The organism is Pseudomonas sp. Irchel s3h9, assembly GCF_900187475.1.
Classification (GTDB): Bacteria; Pseudomonadota; Gammaproteobacteria; order Pseudomonadales; family Pseudomonadaceae; genus Aquipseudomonas; species Aquipseudomonas neuropathica.
The window spans coordinates 636,145-655,196 of record NZ_FYDH01000001.1 but is presented as its reverse complement, the minus strand read 5'-3'; the positions used below and the strand labels follow the sequence as shown (position 1 = coordinate 655,196).

General features: G+C 60.7%; 17 protein-coding genes and 1 pseudogene. 10 read left to right on the top strand and 8 right to left on the bottom strand.

Going from position 1 to position 19,052, the window contains the following annotated elements; genetic code table 11:
• Positions 1 to 86 precede the first annotated feature (86 nt).
• Positions 87 to 1,178 (bottom strand): calcium:proton antiporter, encoded by a 1,092-nt coding sequence (locus CKW26_RS02775; RefSeq protein WP_095047398.1) that lies wholly within the window; start codon positions 1,176 to 1,178, stop codon positions 87 to 89.
• Positions 1,179 to 1,464: 286 nt separating this feature from the next.
• Here CKW26_RS02775 and CKW26_RS02770 point away from each other — a divergent pair, with 286 nt between their 5' ends.
• The 3 genes from CKW26_RS02770 (at position 1,465) to CKW26_RS02760 (ending at position 4,679) form a co-directional block, all read left to right on the top strand.
• Complete coding sequence (locus CKW26_RS02770; RefSeq protein WP_095047416.1) at positions 1,465 to 2,538, top strand: BMP family ABC transporter substrate-binding protein; 1,074 nt, start codon at positions 1,465 to 1,467, stop codon at positions 2,536 to 2,538.
• 141 nt (positions 2,539 to 2,679) lie between these two features.
• On the top strand, positions 2,680 to 3,645 hold the full coding sequence (locus tag CKW26_RS02765; protein WP_095047397.1) for a 2-oxoglutarate and iron-dependent oxygenase domain-containing protein: 966 nt from the start codon (positions 2,680 to 2,682) through the stop codon (positions 3,643 to 3,645).
• 80 nt (positions 3,646 to 3,725) lie between these two features.
• On the top strand, positions 3,726 to 4,679 hold the full coding sequence (locus tag CKW26_RS02760; RefSeq protein ID WP_095047396.1) for an adenosine deaminase: 954 nt from the start codon (positions 3,726 to 3,728) through the stop codon (positions 4,677 to 4,679).
• A gap of 121 nt (positions 4,680 to 4,800) precedes the next feature.
• Here the strand turns inward: CKW26_RS02760 and CKW26_RS02755 are convergent, their stop codons facing one another.
• The 3 genes from CKW26_RS02755 to CKW26_RS02745 all read right to left on the bottom strand — a co-directional run bounded on the left by CKW26_RS02755 (position 4,801) and on the right by CKW26_RS02745 (position 8,305).
• Positions 4,801 to 6,183, bottom strand: a complete 1,383-nt coding sequence (locus CKW26_RS02755; RefSeq protein ID WP_095047395.1) for an MFS transporter — start codon at positions 6,181 to 6,183, stop codon at positions 4,801 to 4,803.
• Positions 6,184 to 6,323: 140 nt separating this feature from the next.
• A complete protein-coding gene (locus tag CKW26_RS02750; RefSeq protein WP_093430305.1) occupies positions 6,324 to 7,058 on the bottom strand; it encodes a helix-turn-helix transcriptional regulator in 735 nt (244 codons plus the stop codon).
• A gap of 317 nt (positions 7,059 to 7,375) precedes the next feature.
• Complete coding sequence (locus CKW26_RS02745) at positions 7,376 to 8,305, bottom strand: LysR family transcriptional regulator (protein WP_095047394.1); 930 nt, start codon at positions 8,303 to 8,305, stop codon at positions 7,376 to 7,378.
• 119 nt (positions 8,306 to 8,424) lie between these two features.
• On the opposite strand from CKW26_RS02745, the gene CKW26_RS02740 reads away from it, so the two are divergent.
• The 3 genes from CKW26_RS02740 (at position 8,425) to CKW26_RS30015 (ending at position 10,098) form a co-directional block, all read left to right on the top strand.
• Complete coding sequence (locus CKW26_RS02740; RefSeq protein ID WP_095047393.1) at positions 8,425 to 8,718, top strand: putative quinol monooxygenase; 294 nt, start codon at positions 8,425 to 8,427, stop codon at positions 8,716 to 8,718.
• Between the two features lie 32 nt (positions 8,719 to 8,750).
• Complete coding sequence (locus CKW26_RS02735; protein WP_095047392.1) at positions 8,751 to 9,764, top strand: zinc-binding alcohol dehydrogenase family protein; 1,014 nt, start codon at positions 8,751 to 8,753, stop codon at positions 9,762 to 9,764.
• 160 nt (positions 9,765 to 9,924) lie between these two features.
• Positions 9,925 to 10,098, top strand: coding sequence for a hypothetical protein (locus CKW26_RS30015; protein ID WP_007914687.1), 174 nt, complete (start codon positions 9,925 to 9,927; stop codon positions 10,096 to 10,098).
• A 6-nt stretch (positions 10,099 to 10,104) separates the two neighbouring features.
• Here CKW26_RS30015 and CKW26_RS02730 read toward each other — a convergent pair whose 3' ends face one another.
• Positions 10,105 to 11,307, bottom strand: a complete 1,203-nt coding sequence (locus CKW26_RS02730; RefSeq protein ID WP_007914685.1) for a multidrug effflux MFS transporter — start codon at positions 11,305 to 11,307, stop codon at positions 10,105 to 10,107.
• An 88-nt stretch (positions 11,308 to 11,395) separates the two neighbouring features.
• Positions 11,396 to 11,593, bottom strand: a complete 198-nt coding sequence (locus tag CKW26_RS02725) for a cation transporter (RefSeq protein WP_007914683.1) — start codon at positions 11,591 to 11,593, stop codon at positions 11,396 to 11,398.
• Between the two features lie 148 nt (positions 11,594 to 11,741).
• Between CKW26_RS02725 and CKW26_RS02720 the strand changes: the two genes are divergently transcribed.
• The 3 genes from CKW26_RS02720 (at position 11,742) to cueR (ending at position 15,124) form a co-directional block, all read left to right on the top strand.
• Entirely contained in the window at positions 11,742 to 12,125 is a 384-nt protein-coding gene (locus CKW26_RS02720) for a hypothetical protein (protein WP_077570848.1), read from the top strand.
• Positions 12,126 to 12,320: 195 nt separating this feature from the next.
• Positions 12,321 to 14,714 (top strand): heavy metal translocating P-type ATPase, encoded by a 2,394-nt coding sequence (locus tag CKW26_RS02710; protein WP_095047391.1) that lies wholly within the window; start codon positions 12,321 to 12,323, stop codon positions 14,712 to 14,714.
• A complete protein-coding gene (gene cueR, locus CKW26_RS02705; protein WP_095047390.1) occupies positions 14,711 to 15,124 on the top strand; it encodes a Cu(I)-responsive transcriptional regulator in 414 nt (137 codons plus the stop codon). Before CKW26_RS02710 ends, cueR begins: the two co-directional genes overlap by 4 nt.
• On the opposite strand, the gene CKW26_RS02700 is transcribed toward cueR, so the two are convergent.
• Positions 15,078 to 16,286 carry an MFS transporter gene (locus CKW26_RS02700; RefSeq protein ID WP_095047389.1) on the bottom strand — a complete coding sequence of 403 codons (1,209 nt, stop codon included), beginning with the start codon at positions 16,284 to 16,286 and terminating at the stop codon, positions 15,078 to 15,080. The two genes, cueR and CKW26_RS02700, sit on opposite strands and share 47 nt — an antisense overlap.
• Positions 16,287 to 16,598: 312 nt before the next feature.
• Positions 16,599 to 17,495, bottom strand: coding sequence for a PA4780 family RIO1-like protein kinase (locus tag CKW26_RS02695; RefSeq protein WP_095047388.1), 897 nt, complete (start codon positions 17,493 to 17,495; stop codon positions 16,599 to 16,601).
• Positions 17,496 to 17,942: 447 nt separating this feature from the next.
• On the opposite strand from CKW26_RS02695, the pseudogene CKW26_RS30440 reads away from it, so the two are divergent.
• Positions 17,943 to 19,031, top strand: a pseudogene (locus CKW26_RS30440) (cache domain-containing protein); the annotation flags it as partial.
• Between the last annotated feature and the right edge of the window lie 21 nt (positions 19,032 to 19,052).

The following is a 19,052-nucleotide window of genomic DNA, read 5'->3' as shown; positions in this document are numbered from 1 at the left end:
ATCTCGGGACGCTCCGCGTCCCAGCGGCGGACGCAGAGCGTCCATGGCGGCATTCCCACGCGGAGCGTGGGAACGATCACCCGTCGCTAGAGGCCCAGCAGAGACAGCATGATGAAGGTCGCGAACAGCACGAAGTGGGTCATGCCTTCGATGGCATTGGTCTCACCGTCATTCAAGTTGATCGCGCTGACGATCAGCGTGATGAAGATCATCACCGTCTGTACCGGTGTCATCGCCATCTGAAACGGCTGGCCGGTATACAGGGCCATTGCTTCCATCACCGGCACCGTCAGAATCACCGTCGACAATGACGCGCCCATCGCAATGTTCACCACCGACTGCATACGGTTGGCCAGTGCCGCACGCAACGCGGTGAGAATCTCCGGCGCGGCGGAAATCGCCGCCACCAGAATCGCCGTGATCACCGGCGGCGCGCCCGTGCCTTCCAGGCCCAGATCGAGGGTCTTCGACATCACTTCGGCCAGTGCGCCGATCACCACAATGCCAAACACCAGAATGCCGATCGACAGGCCGATGCTCGGTGCATTCGCCTGCGCGTCCTGCGGTTCTTTCTTGCGGCGCTTGTCCGGATAGCTGTAGCTGAAAAAGTAACTGTGCGGGCCGACCTGCATGCGCAGAAACAGCGCGTAAAGCACCACCATCGCGCCGATGGTGAACGCCGAATAAATCTTCCAGTTGGCCTCGGGAATAAACTCCGGCACCACCATCGACACCGCCATGGCGGTGAGGATCATCACGCTGTAGCTGCGCGCGGAATCGTCGTTATAGGACTGCTCGCCATGTTTGATCCCGCCCATCAGTGCGGCGAGGCCGAGGATGCCGTTGATGTCGAGCATCACGGCAGAATAGATCGTGTCGCGCACCAACGTGGGCGACGCTTCGTTGCTCATCATGATCGCGAGAATCACCACTTCGACCAGCACGGCCGCAAGCGTGAGGATCATCGTGCCGTAAGGGTCGCCAACCTTTTCCGCGAGCAATTCGGCGTGATGGGCGACGCGCATCGAGGCGGCGACGATGAAAGCGATCAGCACCAGACCGCCGAGCAGCGCGACGATCTGGCCGCTGTGCAGCAGCCAGTGTTCCAGCGGATAGGCAACGCACGCGGCGATGACTGCCAGCAGCAGAAAGCTTTCTTGCTTGAGAATTGTGAGCATGGCGGGCCTTTTGCCGAAGAGTGCGAATGAGCTACTGACTGCAGGGCGGCGCTAACGTTTCGTTACACCTTAGCGCACCAGCGAATAGCAGCGAGTTTGGCAGGTGCCCTTTTATTGGCCTCACCGGCCTCTTCGCGAGCAGGCTCGCTCCCACAGGGGAATGCGCTCGAAGGTGGGAGCGAGCCTGCTCGCGAAGGCCGCACCGCGGTTTCGGAAGGTTTGTTGTCCTGTTGGTCAGCAATTTGCATTGGCCCTGACCACACACAACAAAATGGAGTTCGAATTCATGCAAATACGTCCGCTGCACAAACTGCTGTGCGCCGCCCTCGGTCTGGGGATCAGTCTGAGCGCCAGCGCTGCCGATCCGCTCAAGGTCGGCTTCGTCTACATCGGACCGATCGGTGACCACGGCTGGACGTATCAGCATGAGCAGGGGCGCAAGGCCCTCGCGGAAAAATTCGGCAACCAGATCACCACCAACTACGTCGAGAACGTCGCCGAAGGCGCCGACGCCGAGCGGGTGATCCGCAACATGGCCAAGGACAAATACGACCTGATCTTCACCACCTCCTTCGGCTACATGAACCCCACCGTCAAAGTCGCCAAGCAATTTCCCAAGGTGACCTTCGAACACGCCACCGGCTACAAACAGGACAAGAACCTTGGCACCTATCTGGCGCGCACTTACGAGGGTCGCTACGTCGGCGGTTTCCTCGCAGCGAAGATGACCAAGACCAAGAAAATCGGTTACGTCGCTTCGTTCCCGATCCCCGAGGTGATCCGCGATATCAACGCGATTCAACTGGCCTTGAACAAGTACAACCCCGGAACCGAGATCAAAGTGGTGTGGGTCAACTCCTGGTTCGACCCGGGCAAGGAAGCCGACGCGGCCAACGCGCTGATCGATCAGGGTGTCGACGTGGTGTTCCAGCACACCGACAGCCCGGCGCCGATTCAGGCCGCCGAACGTCGTGGCGTGTATGCGGTGGGGTATGCCTCGGACATGGCGCATTTCGGGCCGAAAGCCGTGCTGACGTCGATCGTCAACGACTGGGCGCCGCATTACATTCAGGCAACGCAGAGTGTGATCGATCACAGCTGGAAATCTCAGGATTACTGGGGCGGGTTGAAGGAAGGCACGGTTGAACTGCCGATCAGCGATCTGGTGCCAGCGCCGGTGAAAGCCGAGGCCGAGCAGATCATCGCCGACATCAAGAGCGGTGCATTGCAGCCGTTTACCGGGCCGATCAAGGATCAGGCCGGGGTCGAGAAAATCCCGGCGGGTGTGAGTGCGAACACTGCGGAACTGGCGTCGATGAACTATTACGTTGAAGGCATGAAGGCCGAGATGCCGAAGTAATCCCCCTGACCCCGATCGTTCCCACGCTCTGCGTGGGAATGCCGCCCGGGACGCTCCGCGTCCCTGCCAAAAGCGGACGCAGAGCGTCCATTGAGGCATTCCCACGCGGAGCGTGGGAACGATCACAATAGAGAATGCGAAATGGATCAGCTTCCGATCATCGATATCAGCCCGCTCTACTCCGCCGATGAAAACGCCTGGCCCGCCGTCGCCGCGCAAATCGACCTGGCCTGCCGCGAATGGGGCTTTTTCTACATCAAGGGTCATCCGATTTCAGCGCAGCGCATCGACGCCGTGCTCGATCAGACTCAGCGTTTTTTTGCCCTGCCCGCAGCGGAAAAACTCAAGATCGACATCACCCAGACCCGCCACCATCGTGGCTACGGCGCCATCGCCACCGAGCAACTCGACCCGAGCAAACCCAGCGACCTCAAAGAAACCTTCGACATGGGTCTGCACCTGCCGGCCAATCATCCCGACGTGCTCGCCGAAAAACCGTTACGCGGGCCGAACCGTCATCCCGCGCAGACCGGATGGCCTGAGTTGATGGAGCAGCATTACCTCGACATGCAGGCCCTCGCGCAAACCCTGCTGCGGGCGATGACCCTCGCGCTAGGCATCGAACGCGACTTCTTCGACAGCCGTTTCAATGATCCCGTCAGCGTCCTGCGCATGATCCATTACCCACCGCGTCACACTGCCAGCTCCGCCGAGCAGCAAGGCGCCGGCGCGCACACCGATTATGGCTGCATCACCCTGCTCTATCAGGACAGCGCCGGTGGCTTGCAGGTCAGGAACGTGCGAGGCGAATGGATCGACGCGCCGCCCATCGACGGCACCTTCGTGGTCAACCTCGGCGACATGATGGCGCGCTGGAGCAACGACCGTTATCGCTCGACCCCGCACCGGGTGATCAGCCCGCTCGGCGTGGATCGCTACTCGATGCCGTTCTTCGCCGAGCCGCATCCGGACACCCGCATCGAATGCCTGCCGGGTTGTCAGGACGCACAGCATCCGGCGAAATATCCGACCACCACCTGCGCCGAATTCCTGCTCTCGCGCTTCGCCGATACCTACGCCTATCGCCGCGAGCAAGAAGCCGTGTGATGGATCGCTTGGTCAGGTTTTGCCAATTGTTTCGGCGAGCATCTGTAGAATGCCGTCATTGCACCTGATGAGAAAAGAATATGTACGACTGGCTCAACGCCTTGCCCAAGGCTGAACTGCACCTGCATCTGGAAGGCTCGCTGGAGCCTGAGCTGCTGTTCGCCCTGGCCGAGCGCAACAAGATCGCCCTGCCGTGGAGCGACGTGGAGACCCTGCGCAAGGCATACGCCTTCAACAACCTGCAGGAATTCCTCGACCTGTATTACCAGGGCGCCGACGTATTGCGCACCTCGCAGGATTTCTACGACCTGACCTGGGCCTACCTGTTGCGTTGCAAAGCGCAGAACGTGATTCACACCGAACCGTTCTTCGACCCGCAGACCCACACCGATCGAGGCATCCCATTCGAAGTGGTGCTCAACGGCATCGCCGCAGCACTGAAGGATGGCGAGCAGCAACTGGGCATCACCAGCGGTTTGATCCTCAGCTTCCTGCGCCACCTCAGCGAAGAAGAAGCCGAGAAAACTCTGGACCAGGCACTGCCATTCCGTGACGCGTTTGTCGCAGTCGGCCTCGACAGCTCCGAGATGGGCCACCCGCCGAGCAAGTTTCAGCGCGTGTTTGATCGCGCCCGCCACGAAGGTTTCCTGACCGTTGCCCACGCTGGCGAAGAAGGCCCGCCGGAGTACATCTGGGAAGCTATCGATCTGCTGAAAATCCAGCGCATCGACCATGGCGTGCGCGCCATCGAAGACGAGCGTCTGATGCAGCGGATCATCGACGAGCAAATCCCGCTGACCGTGTGCCCGCTGTCGAACACCAAACTCTGCGTGTTCGATCACATGTCGCAGCACAACATCCTCGACATGCTCGAGCGTGGCGTGAAGGTCACGGTGAACTCCGATGACCCGGCGTACTTCGGTGGTTATGTGACCGAGAACTTCTACGCGCTGCATGAACATTTGGGCATGACCCAGGATCAGGCCAAGCGTTTGGCGCAGAACAGCCTGGATGCGCGACTGGTAAAACCCTAAGCAACACCGAAGTACCCATGTGGGAGCGAGCCTGCTCGCGAAGAGGGAGTGTCAGTTAACATTTTCGTTGAATGACACTCCGCTTTCGCGAGCAGGCTCGCTCCCACAGTGGGTTCTTTGTTCAGCCTGGGATTTGGGTTTCGGTCAGCTCTTCCAGGGTTTTCCCTCGCGTCTCCATCCCGAACAGCCACACCACGCCCGCCGCAATCGCAAAGCACGCCGCGCCCAGCGCAAACACCCCGCCCTGCCCGGTAATCGGGAACACCAGTCCGGTCACCAACGGCCCGAGCAGCGAACCCACGCGGCCAATCGCCGAGGCAAAGCCCGAGCCGGTCGCCCGCGCCGACGTCGGATAAAGCTCCGGCGTATAGGTATAGAGCACCGCCCACATGCCGAACAGGAAAAACTGCATCAGCAACCCGGTGCCGATCAGCAGCGCCACGTTGCCGCCAAACACCGCGCTCTGCCCATACAAAAACGCCATTACACCTCCGCCGAGCAACGTCACGATGCATACCGGTTTGCGCCCCCAGCGCTCAACCAGCCATGCGGCCATGAGAAACCCGGGAATCCCGCCCAGGGAAATCAGCACCGTGTAATACACCGACTGCGTCACCGCGAAACCCGACTGTTGCAACAGCGCACTGAGCCACGACGTCAGCCCGTAAAAGCCGAGCAGCGCAAAGAACCACAGACTCCAGAGCATCGTCGTGCGCTGGCGATACTGCGGCGACCAGATCTGTTTCAGCGCCGCAAAGAAGTTGCCCGGCGGCGTGACGGTGCGCGGCAAGCGCAGCGGCTCCGGCAACGCGGCACCACCGAGCGACGAACGCACCCGCGCCTCGATGCCGTTCAATACCTTGTCTGCCGCCTCATGTTTTCCGGCCTGTTCCAGCCAGCGCGGTGACTCGGGAATGAAAAACCTGATCGCCAGTACGAACACCGCCGGCACCGCCAACACCAGAAAGATGTCGCGCCAGCCAATCAGCGGCAGCAGAAAGTAGGACAGCACGCCGGCAGCAACGAAGCCGAGCGGCCAGAAGCCGTCCATCAACGCGATGTAACGTCCGCGGCGCTGCGCTGGAATCAGCTCGGACAACATCGACTGGGCGATCGGAAATTCCATGCCCATACCGATCCCCAACAGGATGCGAAACAGCGTCAGCGTCTCGACCGTTTGCGCTGTCGAGCACAGATAACTGGCCACCCCCCACAGCACGATGCTCCACTGAAACACCGGTTTACGCCCGAAGCGATCGGCGAGCATGCCGGACAGCGACGCCCCCAGCACCATGCCGAAAAAACTCGAACTGGCGAGCAATCCCGCTTGCGCACTGCTCAGGCCGAACTCGGCTTTGATCGAGCCGAGCAGGAAGGTCATCATCGCCAGATCCATGGAGTCGAAGAAAAACGCCAAGGCGATGATGATGAAAATGATCCGGTGATAACCGCTGATCGGCAGTCGTTCCAGACGTTCTGCCGCGCTGTAGCCGTGAGCCTCCATGCCACCTCCCCCATCCGAAAAATATCCCCGGATCGAGTGTGCTTGATAGCGAAACGGCGTTAGTGCTGGATACGACCTGTTCGCAGTCGCGGGCGACGCCAGAAGCGCTTACGCAGTTCCGGACGTCGATTGCGAGTGCTCTACAACGCCATTTCCAGCTCGGTTTCCTTGGCGAAACGGTGCAGCTCCCGTTGGCCGGTGGCGGTCAATTGCAAAGCTCTCGAGTCGTTGGGCAGGGTCAGCCAGCCGGACTGCATGAACAACTGCAATAACGCGGCGCCGAGTGATCCCCCCATGTGCGGACGACGTTCGCTCCAGTCTGGACAAGCACACGCCACTTGCACGTTGCGATGGGCCAGCGCCTGAATGAACACGCCACGTCCAGCCAACAGTTTCGAACCCTTGTGGGTCACCACGACGCGTTGTTCAAGCTGTTCGATCCAGCCAGCATCGAGCAAGCGCTGATACAGGTCCGCCGCTAGCGTACCGCCGAGGTGGTCATCGCAAAAACGCGCGCGCAACAATGAGGACGGCGCGGTTTGCGGTTTGGCCATGGGGGTGGTGCGTTTGAAGACCTCGGGAATTTCCCGTGGAGCACTGGCGATGGTGGCGCTGGCCAATGCTTCTATCGCAGCACCGACCTCCGGTGCCGAGAGACGGAAAAAGCGTTTGCGACCACGGACTTCGACCTTCAACAGACCACCCGTGGATAGCCGCGCCAGATGTGCGCTGGCCGACGATGGCGACAGCCCTGCCAGTAGCGCAAGCTCCTCGGTTTGCCGGGCCGAGCCATCCATCAACGCCCACATCATCGCGCTGCGCTTGGGGTCGGCCAGCAACGTGGCGATCTGGCTGATGCAAGGTGCATGTTCCATGTGTTCACTCCCTGTTGAATCGTATCGTCTACTGCTCGGAGACATCTTGGCCGGTAATCAGTCATCGGCCAAGACGCGAAAATCGCCATGAACCGGGGCGAGGCAAGCCACTGACGCAGCCTGCTCCGGCACAGAACCCGCAGCAGTTGCGCGACCGTCACTCGAAGACTGGCGACGCGGTGCGAGGATCTCCGGGCCGGGGTGTCGGTGCTGGCATGAGGCGGGCGCTAGTATAAGCGGGTTCGCCCGCGCGTCCTGCGCCGGGGCCTGCGCAGGTGGTGATTGTTCCTGACAGAAATTTCTCTATTTACCTGCGACTAATGATCAACTTTCGGAAAAGCGGGAAATTGACTACTCACTTCAGCGCATCGGCTGGCGAGCATTTCCCTCAGAAGGTTCACCGGCTTACTCAATTGGGCGCGATGGGCGCACAACAAATTCAGCGGTGCGCGCTCACAAAGCAGCTCTGGCAACAGCACTTTGAGCCGCCCGGCGAGCACATCGGCGCCCACGTCCAGCCACGACTTGTAGGCAATTCCGGCGCCGGCCACCGCCCACAGACGCACAACGTCGGCGTCATCGCTGAAACGGTCACCACTGACGGTCAGACCAACTTCACGTTTACCGTCATGAAAACTCCAATGGTCATGCACCCGGCTGCCGAGCATGTACAACAGGCAGTTGTGCTGGGCCAGTTGTTCGAGCTGGCGCGGTTCGCCGTGTCGGGCCAGATACGCCGGGGAGGCGCACAGCACACGGCGGTTGTGCGGGGCGATGGGCAAGGCGATCAGGCTCGAGTCTTCCGGCTCGCCGTAGCGCAAAGCGATGTCCACGGGTTGGCGGAACAAGTCCGCGATGCGATCGCCGAGCAGCAAGCGCACGGTCAGCTTCGGGTGCTCGCGCTGGAACTCGTCGAGCCACGGCAGTAACAGGTTGCGGCCGAAGTCCGAAGGCGCCGACAACTGCAAGACCCCACTGACCTGATCCTGTCCGCTGGCCAGTAAGCGCCGGCCTTCATCAAGGTTGCTCAGCGCCGCCCGCGCGTATTCGAGAAAGCCGTCGCCCTCGGCTGTCAGGCGCAGACTGCGGGTCGAGCGCGCGAGCAAGCGCGCACCGAGCTGCTGTTCAATCCGTTTCAACGCCGCACTCGCCACGGCAGCGGACATGTCCATCACCCGCGCGGCTGCCGACAGACTGCCCAGATCCGCCGCCCGGACAAACAACTGCAAGTCGTCAAAACGCAGCATGCTCAGCCTCAATTATCAAAAAAATATTGAAAGAGACTGCTCTTTTAGCCGGTTTTATCTCGCAGAGAAATAGCCAATCATCGCTCTATCGCATTCATCCCGCTTCTCTGGAGCCGAGCATGACCCAGCCATTCACCGCTATTGCCACCCTGATCGCCAAGCCGGGCCAACAGGATCTTCTCGAACAAGGCCTGCGCGCACTGGTTGAGCCGAGCCGCGCCGAAGCCGGTTGCAGCCAGTACGACCTGCACCGTGACCTCGCCGACCCGCAGGTGTTTTATGTGATTGAACACTGGGCCAGCGAAGCGATTCTTGAGGCGCACAACGCCAGCGCGCACTTCCAGCATTTCCAGGCAACGGCTGGCCACGCCATCGAACACTTCCAACTCAAGCGCCTCGGCGCGATTGTCTGATTCCTTCTTCTATTACCTGTACGGAGCCACTCATGAAAGCCATCGCCTATTACGCTTCCCTGCCGATCAGCGACGCCAAGTCCCTGCAAGACATCGAACTGCCAGAACCGGTCGCCGGCCCGCGCGACGTGCTGGTGGAAGTCAAAGCCATTTCGGTCAACCCGGTCGACACCAAAGTGCGGCAGAACGTGGCACCGGAAAACGGCGCGGCGAAAGTGCTGGGCTGGGACGTTGCCGGTGTGGTCAAGGCTGTTGGCAGCGAAGTGACGTTGTTCAAGGCCGGCGACAAAGTCTTTTACGCCGGCTCCATCGCCCGTGCCGGCGGCAACAGTGAGCTGCACGTGGTGGATGAGCGCATCGTCGGCCATATGCCGAAATCCCTCGGTTTTGCCGAAGCCGCCGCACTGCCGCTGACCGCGATCACCGCATGGGAGTTGTTGTTCGAGCGCCTGCAAATCCGCGAAGGCAATACCGATGAAGGCCAGAGCCTGCTGATCGTCGGTGCCGCCGGCGGGGTTGGCTCGATCCTGACGCAATTGGCCAGGCAACTGACCGGCCTGAAGGTGATCGGCACCGCATCCCGCGAGCAAACCCGCGATTGGGTCAAAGAACTGGGCGCCGACCTGGTCATCGATCACAGCCAGCCGCTGAGCGAAGAACTCAAGCGCGCCGGGGTCGACAGCGTGACCCACGTCGCCAGCCTGACCCAGACCGACCAGCACCTGGATCAACTGGTCGAAGCGCTGGCGCCGCAAGGCAAACTGGCGTTGATCGACGATCCGAAGTCACTGGACGTGAGCAAGCTCAAGCGCAAGAGCCTGTCGCTGCACTGGGAGTTCATGTACACCCGCTCGCTGTTCGAGACGCCAGACATGATCGAGCAGCACAAACTGCTTAACCGCGTGGCGGATCTGATTGATGCCGGGACGTTGAAGACCACGGTGGGCGAGCATTTCGGCACGATCAATGCGGCGAACCTGCGTCGCGCCCATGAGCTGCTTGAAAGTGGCAAAGCCAAGGGGAAAATTGTTTTAGAAGGTTTCTAAAAAACCGCACAGCGCAGCCTTCGCCGAACCTAGAGCGGTCGGCGGGGCTGCGCTGTTTTTTGCCGTCAGTCCGATGCTTGACCCTTGTCACAATTGCGATCGTATTCAGGTCTACAATCGAAGCCTCTGCGATACATCTTTTACGCAAGGGAGGTCAGCAATGAAGATCCTGATAAAAGAAGTGGCAAAGTCTCAATGGCAGGTTCGTCTGGACCAACACGCCGTGACATTCCGCAGTGAAGCCGAAGCACTGGCCTTCACCCGCACCCTCGAAGCGCGACTGTGCGCACCCCATCAGATTCCCGACCGCAGCCAGCAGCGCGCCGCCGGCTGAGGTTATTTATGCCTCGGCCTGAGCTTGCGCCAGTGCCCGGGCATTCTGCAGACGGCGGGTGAGCAGCGCCACGCACACCACCAGCAAACCGCACAGGCTGATGACTATTGCCATCGGCACGGCGGTGCCGTCGTGCAACACCCCTACCAGCGCCGAAGCGCCGGCGGCGACACTGAATTGCATGCAGCCGAGCAGTGCCGACGCACTGCCGGCGCGTGCGCCCTGCCCGTTCATCGCACAAGCGGCGGCGTTCGGGCTGATGCAACCCAGGCTCGACACGCAGATGAACAGTGGAATCAGCAGCGGCCACAAGGATTCGGTGTGCATTGCGCTGACCGCGAGCAACGCCAGCCCGGCGGCGAAGTAAACCCACACCGCCCGCGACAGCAGGAACGCCGGGCCGCGCTTGGCCAACATCCGCGCGTTGACCTGCGCCACCAGAATGAAACCCGCCGCGTTGGTGCCGAACAACCAGCCGAAATGCTCGGCCGGCACGCCATACAGTTTGATGAAGATGAACGGTGAACCCGCGATGTAAGCGAACATCCCGGCGATGGCGATGCCGCCGGTCAGGGCATGGCCGAGGTAAACCCGGTCCTTGAGCAAGCGCCCGTATTGACGCAGCGCGCCGGACAACGGCTGGCGCGGCATGTGCGCCGGCATACTTTCCGGCAGCCCCAGCGCCACCGCCAACCCGGCCAATGCGCTGAAGCCGGTCAACACCAGGAAAATCGACTGCCAACCCGTGGTGTTGACCAACAGACCGCCGAGCATTGGCGCCAGAATCGGCGCCAGGCCCATCACCAGCATCAATTGCGAGAAGACCTTCGCCGAGCCGACCGCGTCGCATTTGTCGCTGACCACCGCCCGGGAAATCACCATCCCCGCACAGCCGCCCAAGGCCTGGACAAAACGCGCACCGATCAGCCATTCCAGGTTTGGCGCATAAGCGCAGGCCAGGGATGCCAAGGTGAACAGCGTAAGGCCCACCAGCAACGGGATGCGTCGACCGAAGCGGTCCGCCACCGGGCCATAAGCCAGTTGGCCGATGGACAGACCGGCGAAATACGCCGCCAGCGTCATCTGCACGTGTTTCTCGTCGGTGCCGAACGCCAGCGCCATCGAGGGAAAGGCAGGTAAATAGAAGTCGATCGCCAAGGGCCCGAAGGCGGTCAAGGCACCGAGAATCAGAATGGTACGGAAGTTCATCAGGCATCCAGGTTGGCAAGTCGGCAGCCCGACAGTCTAGCCGCGCCCGAACGCCTTGAACATTCCGATAGCTCGCTAACGATCAATTTCAGACGAGCTTCACCTCATATCCTTCCTCGCGAATCGCTTCGATAACCTGATCAGCACTCATGGCGCTTTCGACGCCGACCTCTTTAGCCGCCAGATCAACCCGCACACTGGCCGCCGGGTCCTTGGCCTGCACAGCGTTGGTGATTGCTTTGACGCAGTGACCGCAGGACATGCCTTGAACGTTGAACACTTGCATGGAAATGACTCCTTTGAGTGAGGTTGCCGGCAGTTTCGAGCTTGCCACGATGGCAAGGTCAAGTTCTTCAATAAACTGCCGGGCTGGCAATCGGCGCCGCGCTCGGCCAAGCTGCGTACATCAATGACTCGATTCAGGAGATTCAGCCATGCGCTGGTCAGCTTTCAGCCTGTTTGGCTTTCTCAGTCTCTTTGCCGCAATTCCTACAGTGCAAGCCGCTGGTGAGGATTACGGCGTTCTGATCATCTCCCGCGAGCGCCTGGAAGTGGCAACCTCCTGCGAAATCGGTGTGTATATCCAGGATCAGCTGTCGGCGCGACTGTTTCAGGAACAGAGCACGTCTTTCAACCTGCCACCGGGCACTGTATCGCTGCGTCTGAAACTACTGCCGGGGCAGGTACCGGGTTGCAATCCGGGCTTGCTCGCACCGGGTTCGCAGGAAATAAAACTGCAGGCGGGCGATGTGCAGAAGTACCGGATCGCGATGACACAGGAAGGCATGTACCTGAAGCGCGCCGATCTCGGCTATTAAGCAACTACAAACCTGTGGGAGCGAGCCTGCTCGCGAATACGGTGTGTCATTCAGCGATGATGTTGACTGACCCACCGCTTTCGCGAGCAGGCTCGCTCCCACAGTTGGTTTTGCGGCGCGTCAAAGAATGGCGCTTGACCTTGCCCGCATGGCAAGGTTGATCCTTGTAGGCATCTACTACAGGGAGTACGACCAATGTCCGATTCCATCACTTTCGACCTGCCGATTGCCGGCATGACCTGCGCCAGTTGTGCCGGGCGTGTCGAGCGGGCCTTGAGCAAAGTCAGCGGCGCCAGTGCCGTCAGCGTCAACCTCGCCACCGAACAGGCCCGTGTGCAGGCGCCCGGCGACAGTCTGCCGGCCTTGATGGCAGCAGTTGAGCGCGCCGGTTACAGCGTGCCGCAGCAGACTATCGAATTGAATATCGAAGGCATGACCTGCGCCTCCTGCGTCGGTCGCGTCGAACGTGCGCTGAACAAAGTGCCGCGCGTGAAAAGCGTCAGCGTGAACCTGGCCAACGAACGTGCGCATCTGGATTTGCTCGGCCAGGTCGACCCGCAAACGCTGCTTGAGGCCGTGAGCAAGGCCGGTTATTCGGCCAGCGTCTGGCAAGCCGAACACCCGCAAACCGATAACCAGCAACAGCGCCTCAAGCATGAGCGCTGGGCGCTGATCTGCGCCATCGCCCTGGCCTTGCCGTTGGTGGCGCCGATGTTGCTGCAACCGTTCGGCATCCACTGGATGCTCCCGGCCTGGGCGCAATTCGCCCTCGCCACGCCCGTGCAGTTCATATTCGGTGCACGCTTTTATGTAGCGGCGTGGAAAGCCGTGCGTGCCGGAGCGGGCAACATGGACTTGCTGGTCGCCCTCGGCACCAGCGCCGGCTACGGTTTGAGTCTTTACGAGTGGGCCACCGCCGCCGGGCGCATGCCGCATCTGTATTTCGAAGCGTCAGCGGTGGTCATTGCCTTGGTGCTGCTCGGCAAATACCTGGAGAGCCGCGCCAAACGCCAGACTGCCAGTGCCATCCGCGCGCTGGAAGCGTTGCGTCCGGAACGGGCGATTCAAGTGATCGACGGCCGCGAGCAGGATGTCGCCATCAGCGCTTTGCGCCTGAACGATCTGGTGCTGGTCAAACCCGGCGAGCGTTTCCCGGTCGACGGCGAAGTCATCGAAGGCCAGAGCCACGCCGATGAAGCACTGATCAGCGGCGAAAGCCTGCCGGTACCGAAACAACCCGGAGACAAAGTCACCGGCGGCGCGATCAACGGTGAAGGCCGTTTGCTGGTGCGCACCCTGGCGCTCGGCGCAGAAACCGTGCTGGCGCGGATCATTCGTCTGGTTGAGGACGCTCAAGCCGCGAAAGCACCGATCCAGAAACTGGTGGATAAAGTCAGCCAGATCTTCGTGCCAACGGTGTTGCTGATCGCGTTGGTGACACTGATCGGCTGGTGGCTCTACGGCGCCCCCATGGAGACCGCGTTGATCAACGCCGTCGCGGTGCTGGTCATCGCCTGCCCGTGTGCGCTGGGGCTTGCCACGCCGACGGCGATCATGGCCGGCACCGGCGTAGCGGCGCGTCACGGCATTCTGATCAAGGACGCCGAAGCGCTGGAACGCGCCCATGAAGTCAGCAGTGTGGTATTCGACAAAACCGGCACGCTGACCTCCGGCACGCCGCGCATTGCCCATTTCAGTGCAGTGGATGGTGATGAAGACACGCTGCTGAAACTGGCCGGTGCGCTGCAACGCGGCAGTGAACATCCGTTGGCCAAAGCGGTACTCGATGCCGCAGCGGAACGAGGCCTGAACGTGCAGGATGTCAGCGACAGTCAATCGCTGACCGGTCGCGGCATTGCCGGCAATCTTGAAGGCCGGCGTCTGGCGCTGGGCAATCGGCGGATGCTCGAAGAAAGTGCTTTGAACGCGGGCAACCTGAGCGAATCTGCCCAGACTTGGGAAGCCGAGGGCCGCACCCTGTCGTGGTTAATCGAACAAAGCCCGGAACCGAAAGTGCTCGGTTTGTTCGCCTTTGGTGACACCCTGAAACCCGGTGCACTGGAAGCCGTGCAGCAACTCGCCGCCCAGGATATCCACAGCCATCTGCTGACCGGCGACAACCGTGGCAGTGCTCGCGTGGTCGCCGAGGCCCTCGGTATCAGCAATGTCCACGCCGAAGTGCTGCCGGCGGACAAAGCCGCGACCGTCACCGAGCTTAAAAAAAACGGCGTGGTCGCCATGGTCGGTGACGGCATCAACGACGCCCCGGCCCTCGCCGCTGCCGACATCGGTATCGCCATGGGCGGCGGCACAGATGTGGCCATGCACGCAGCGGGCATTACCCTGATGCGCGGCGATCCACGGTTGGTGCCGGCGGCGCTGGAGATCAGTCGCAAAACCTATGCAAAGATCCGCCAGAACCTGTTCTGGGCCTTTGTCTACAACCTGATCGGCATTCCGCTGGCGGCGTTCGGCTTCCTTAACCCGGTGCTGGCCGGCGCGGCGATGGCGCTGTCGAGCGTCAGCGTGGTGAGCAATGCGTTACTGTTGAAAACCTGGAAACCCAAGGACCTGGAGGAACACCGATGAACATCGGTCAAGCGGCCAGACACAGTGGCCTGAGCGCGAAAATGATCCGCTATTACGAGTCGATCGGCCTGCTCAAAGCGGCGCATCGCACCGACAGCGGTTACCGGGTCTATGGTGACGATGACCTGCATACGCTGGCGTTCATCAAGCGCTCGCGGGATCTGGGCTTTTCCCTGGAAGAGGTCGGCAAACTGCTGACCCTCTGGCAGGATCGCCAACGCGCCAGCGCCGATGTCAAAGCCTTGGCCCGCCAGCACATCGACGAGTTGAACCAGAAGATTCGCGAGCTCGGCGAATTACGCGACACCCTGCAAGACCTAGTCGAGCACTGCAACGGCGACCACCGCCCCGATTGCCCGATCCTCAAGGAACTGGCGTCGGGCTGCTGCGCACAACCCCCCAGCGCTTGAGCGCCAGAACTTTCACCAGCAGCAACGTACTGAGCGGAATGCCGTGGAACAGCATGACCACGGCACCCGGCGTCCACCACGCGTAGAACGGCGCGGCGATCAGCATGCCGATACCGAACCCGGTCATTTGCAGCAAAGTCAGCACGCTGAAAATCGGCAGGCGCAATTGCTCGGGTTCACGCTGCAGACGCGACATCAGCCCGACCTCGGAAAAGCCGTCACCCAGCCCTGCCGGCAAGGAAAACAGCAACAGCGCATAGAGGTTGTGTTGCTGGAACATCAGGATAAAGCCACAGGACATCAGCGCCACACCGAAGAAAAACCGTCGTTCGAGGTGGATGTTGTCCGAGCCTTTGAGACGGCTGGCGATGCGCGCACCCAGCAATTTGCCGCTGGCCCACACTGCGAGCATCAGGCCCAGCGTGGTACTCGCCGACTCCGGGGTGAGCAGTTTGGAGATGATCGGAAAGCCGACGTTGTGCGCGGCGCTGCCCAAGGTGTCGGCCATGGTGACCGCGAGCATCGCGGCAATCACCGGCGCAGAATGCAGGCCTTGCTTGAGCGCTGTCCATTCGCCGCGTTCCGGTGCGTCGTTGACGGTTGCGGGTGCGAACCGCAGCGGCACAATCAAGAACGCGGCCAGCAAATAGGTCAGCGCATTCAGGGCGAACACCGTTTCAAAACCAAACCCCGCTACCAGCAAACCTGAAACCAGGCTGCCACCAACCATCGCGGCGGATGAAGCCGAGGTGATCCAGGCATTGGCCTTGAGCAACTGATCGGCGTGGATCAAACGCGGCAACTGGCTGTTGAGGCCGATGGCGAACATCGAGTTTCCCAGGCCCAGACCGAAGGCGATCACCGGCAACAGCAAGGCCTGTTGGCTGACGGGCACGATCAACAACAGACCGAGCACGCTGGCGCGCAGCAGGTCGAAGGCGATCAGCGGTGCGCGTCCGCTGCAACGACGGTAAAACGCGGTGCCGATCAGACTGGCAAAAATCCCCCCGCCGACACGGCTGGCGAGGAAAACCCCGACGCTCATGGCGCTGTTGCTCAGCAGGTAGACGTAGGTGGCCAGCGCAACCATGTTGAGGAAGGCGCCGAAATCGGAGATCAGTCGAGCGGTGACGATCAGGTGGGTGTTGCGGGGGGTGGTCACATTCAGTCCTTGAGTGTGGTTGGGGCGGTGGACAGTAGACTTGAATTTGCGGGGATCCGAAAGAGGCCCCTCACCCTAACCCTCTCCCAGGGGGAGAGGGGACCGATTGGGGGATATTTGGGAGGTACACCGACCTGAACGTTTTTCGTTGAATCCATAATCGACTCGTTTTTTCAGGTCGATATATGACGCAAGACACCTCGGCCGGCTCCCTCTCCCTCTGGGAGAGGGCTGGGGTGAGGGGCTTCTGGGCTTGTAAGGCTTCTGAATCAAACAAAAAACCCGGCCGAAGCCGGGTTTCTCATCAAGCAATCACTGCATCCACGGTGGTGGCGGTGGCTCGTCAGACTTGCCTTTCGGCTCGTCGTCCGATGCACGGATGGCCTGCTTGCGTTCCTCGTCGAGGCGCGCCGCTTCGATCTCGCGCAGAACTCCGCCAACATCGGCCAGGTCTTCCGGATCATCGAACTCACCGGTCAGCACACTGTTCGGGTGCAAGGTGCCAGCTTCGTACAACGCCCACATTTCCTTGGCGTATTTGGTCAGCTTCAACTCCGGGGCAAAGCGTCCGAAGTAGGAAGCCATGTTGCCAACGTCGCGTTCCAGCATGCTGAACGCATGGTTGTTGCCGGCAGCGTCGACAGCTTGCGGCAGGTCGATGATGACCGGGCCGGTCGGCGTCAACAGCACGTTGAACTCCGACAGGTCACCGTGCACCAGACCGGTACACAACATCAGCACGATCTGCGAAATCAGGAACGCGTGATACTCGCGCGCCTGATCCGGCTCCAGCACCACGTCATTGAGACGCGGCGCTGCGTCGCCGAACTCGTCGGCCACCAGTTCCATCAACAGCACGCCGTCGAGGAAATCGTACGGTTTGGGCACCCGCACGCCGGCGCCGGCCAGACGGAACAGCGCCGCCACTTCGGCGTTCTGCCAGGCATCTTCGGTCTCTTTGCGACCGAACTTGGAGCCTTTCGCCATTGCGCGAGCCTGTCGGCTGTTGCGCACCTTGCGGCCTTCCTGATACTCGGCCGCCTGGCGGAAACTGCGTTTGTTCGCCTCCTTGTAGACCTTTGCGCAACGTAACTGATTGCCGCAGCGCACCACATAAACAGCTGCTTCTTTACCACTCATCAGTGGGCGCAGCACTTCGTCGACCAGACCGTCCTCGATCAGGGGTTCAATGCGTTTTGGAGTCTTCATCAGCTTTTATTGTGGGTCCTTTATTACCAAACACGCGAATGTCACTCGTTATACGGCAATCCTCGCATCACGGGGAGGGGTTGCCGACCTGTGAACGTTGAGAATGCACACACTGTGCCGGATTAAACAGGGCCAACTCTGCGCTCGCGCATCGACCGTGGGGAATCATAGCCGAGGCTGTTGTACTTGTTGGTACATGTCTTCAAGGGCATTTGCGACAGAATCTGACATCCGGCTGTTATCCCCTCGGCAGTTTTTTGCAAAGTCGCCTCAATTTCCCTGTTTTGCAGCCGAAGCCCTCAATGACAGAGGGATTTGTCCGACAATCGTTCCACAACAATCAACGATGCCGTGCTCGGGGATACGGGTGATCCACAACGTTTTCGGCTGCCAATAAACCACAAGTCATCTGCACTGCGTGGGCCTACAAGAAAATCTGGAGCGCGGATGAACATCAAACAGAAATTGACGTGGGCGTTTGCAATCATCGCCTGCTTGCCGGTGGTGCTAGTCGCAACGCTGGTGGTGATGAACCTGCGCAGCGATGCCCGGGACAGTTTTGTCGACAGCAGCGGTCGCGAAATTCGTCAGGTCAGCAATGCCATGCAGCTGTTTTTTGATGGCATCAGCCAGAACGTCGATTACCTGGCGTCGCAGCCGCTGATCAAAAACACCGACGACAGCCTCAAGACCTACATGAGCGCCAACGCCGAATCCATCCCGCAAGGCGAGATGGACAAAAAGGTCTTCGCGTTCCTCCAGGACCTGGGCAACGCCCACCCGGCTTACGCCTACGCCATCGTTGGCACCGCCGCCGGCGGTTATGTGTCGTGGCCGGACGATCCGAAGCTCAACAACTACGACCCGCGTCAGCGGCCGTGGTACAAGGCTGCCCAGGCTAAACCGGGCAAACCGTTGCGGACCGCCGCTTACTACTGGGCGCAGGACGATGCGACCTACGTCAGCACCGTGCGCACCATCGACAACAAACTCGGCAGCAACGGCGGCGTGGTCAGCATCGACGTGACGCTCAAGCAGCTCACCGAGATCGTCAAACAGATCAAGCTGGGCGAAACCGGCTACCTGATGCTTCTGGAAAACAGCGGCACGGTGCTGGTCGATCCGAAACAGCCGGAACACAATTTCAAGCCGCTGGACATCCTAGGCGAAGGCTATGCGCAACTGGCCAAGGCGGGCAAAGGCCTGGTCGAAGTCGAGCTTAACGGCGAGCGCTACATGGCCAACGTCTGGCCATCGGAGCAATTGGGCTGGACCTTCGTCGGCCTGATCAAGCAGAGCGATGTGATGAGCTCCGCCACGCAACTGACCTGGCTAATCGCGATCATCGCCGCCGTGCTGGCCGTGCTGTTCGCCGTGGTCGGCGCCAGTTTTGCCAGCCTGATCGTGCGGCCGATCCGCAGCGTCGCCAGTGGCCTGGAAGGCATCGCGCAGGGCGAAGGCGACCTGACCAAAAACCTCGATATCCGAGGCAACGACGAAACCGCGCAACTGGCCAACTGGTTCAATCAGTTCCTCACCGCGATCCGCAGCCTGATT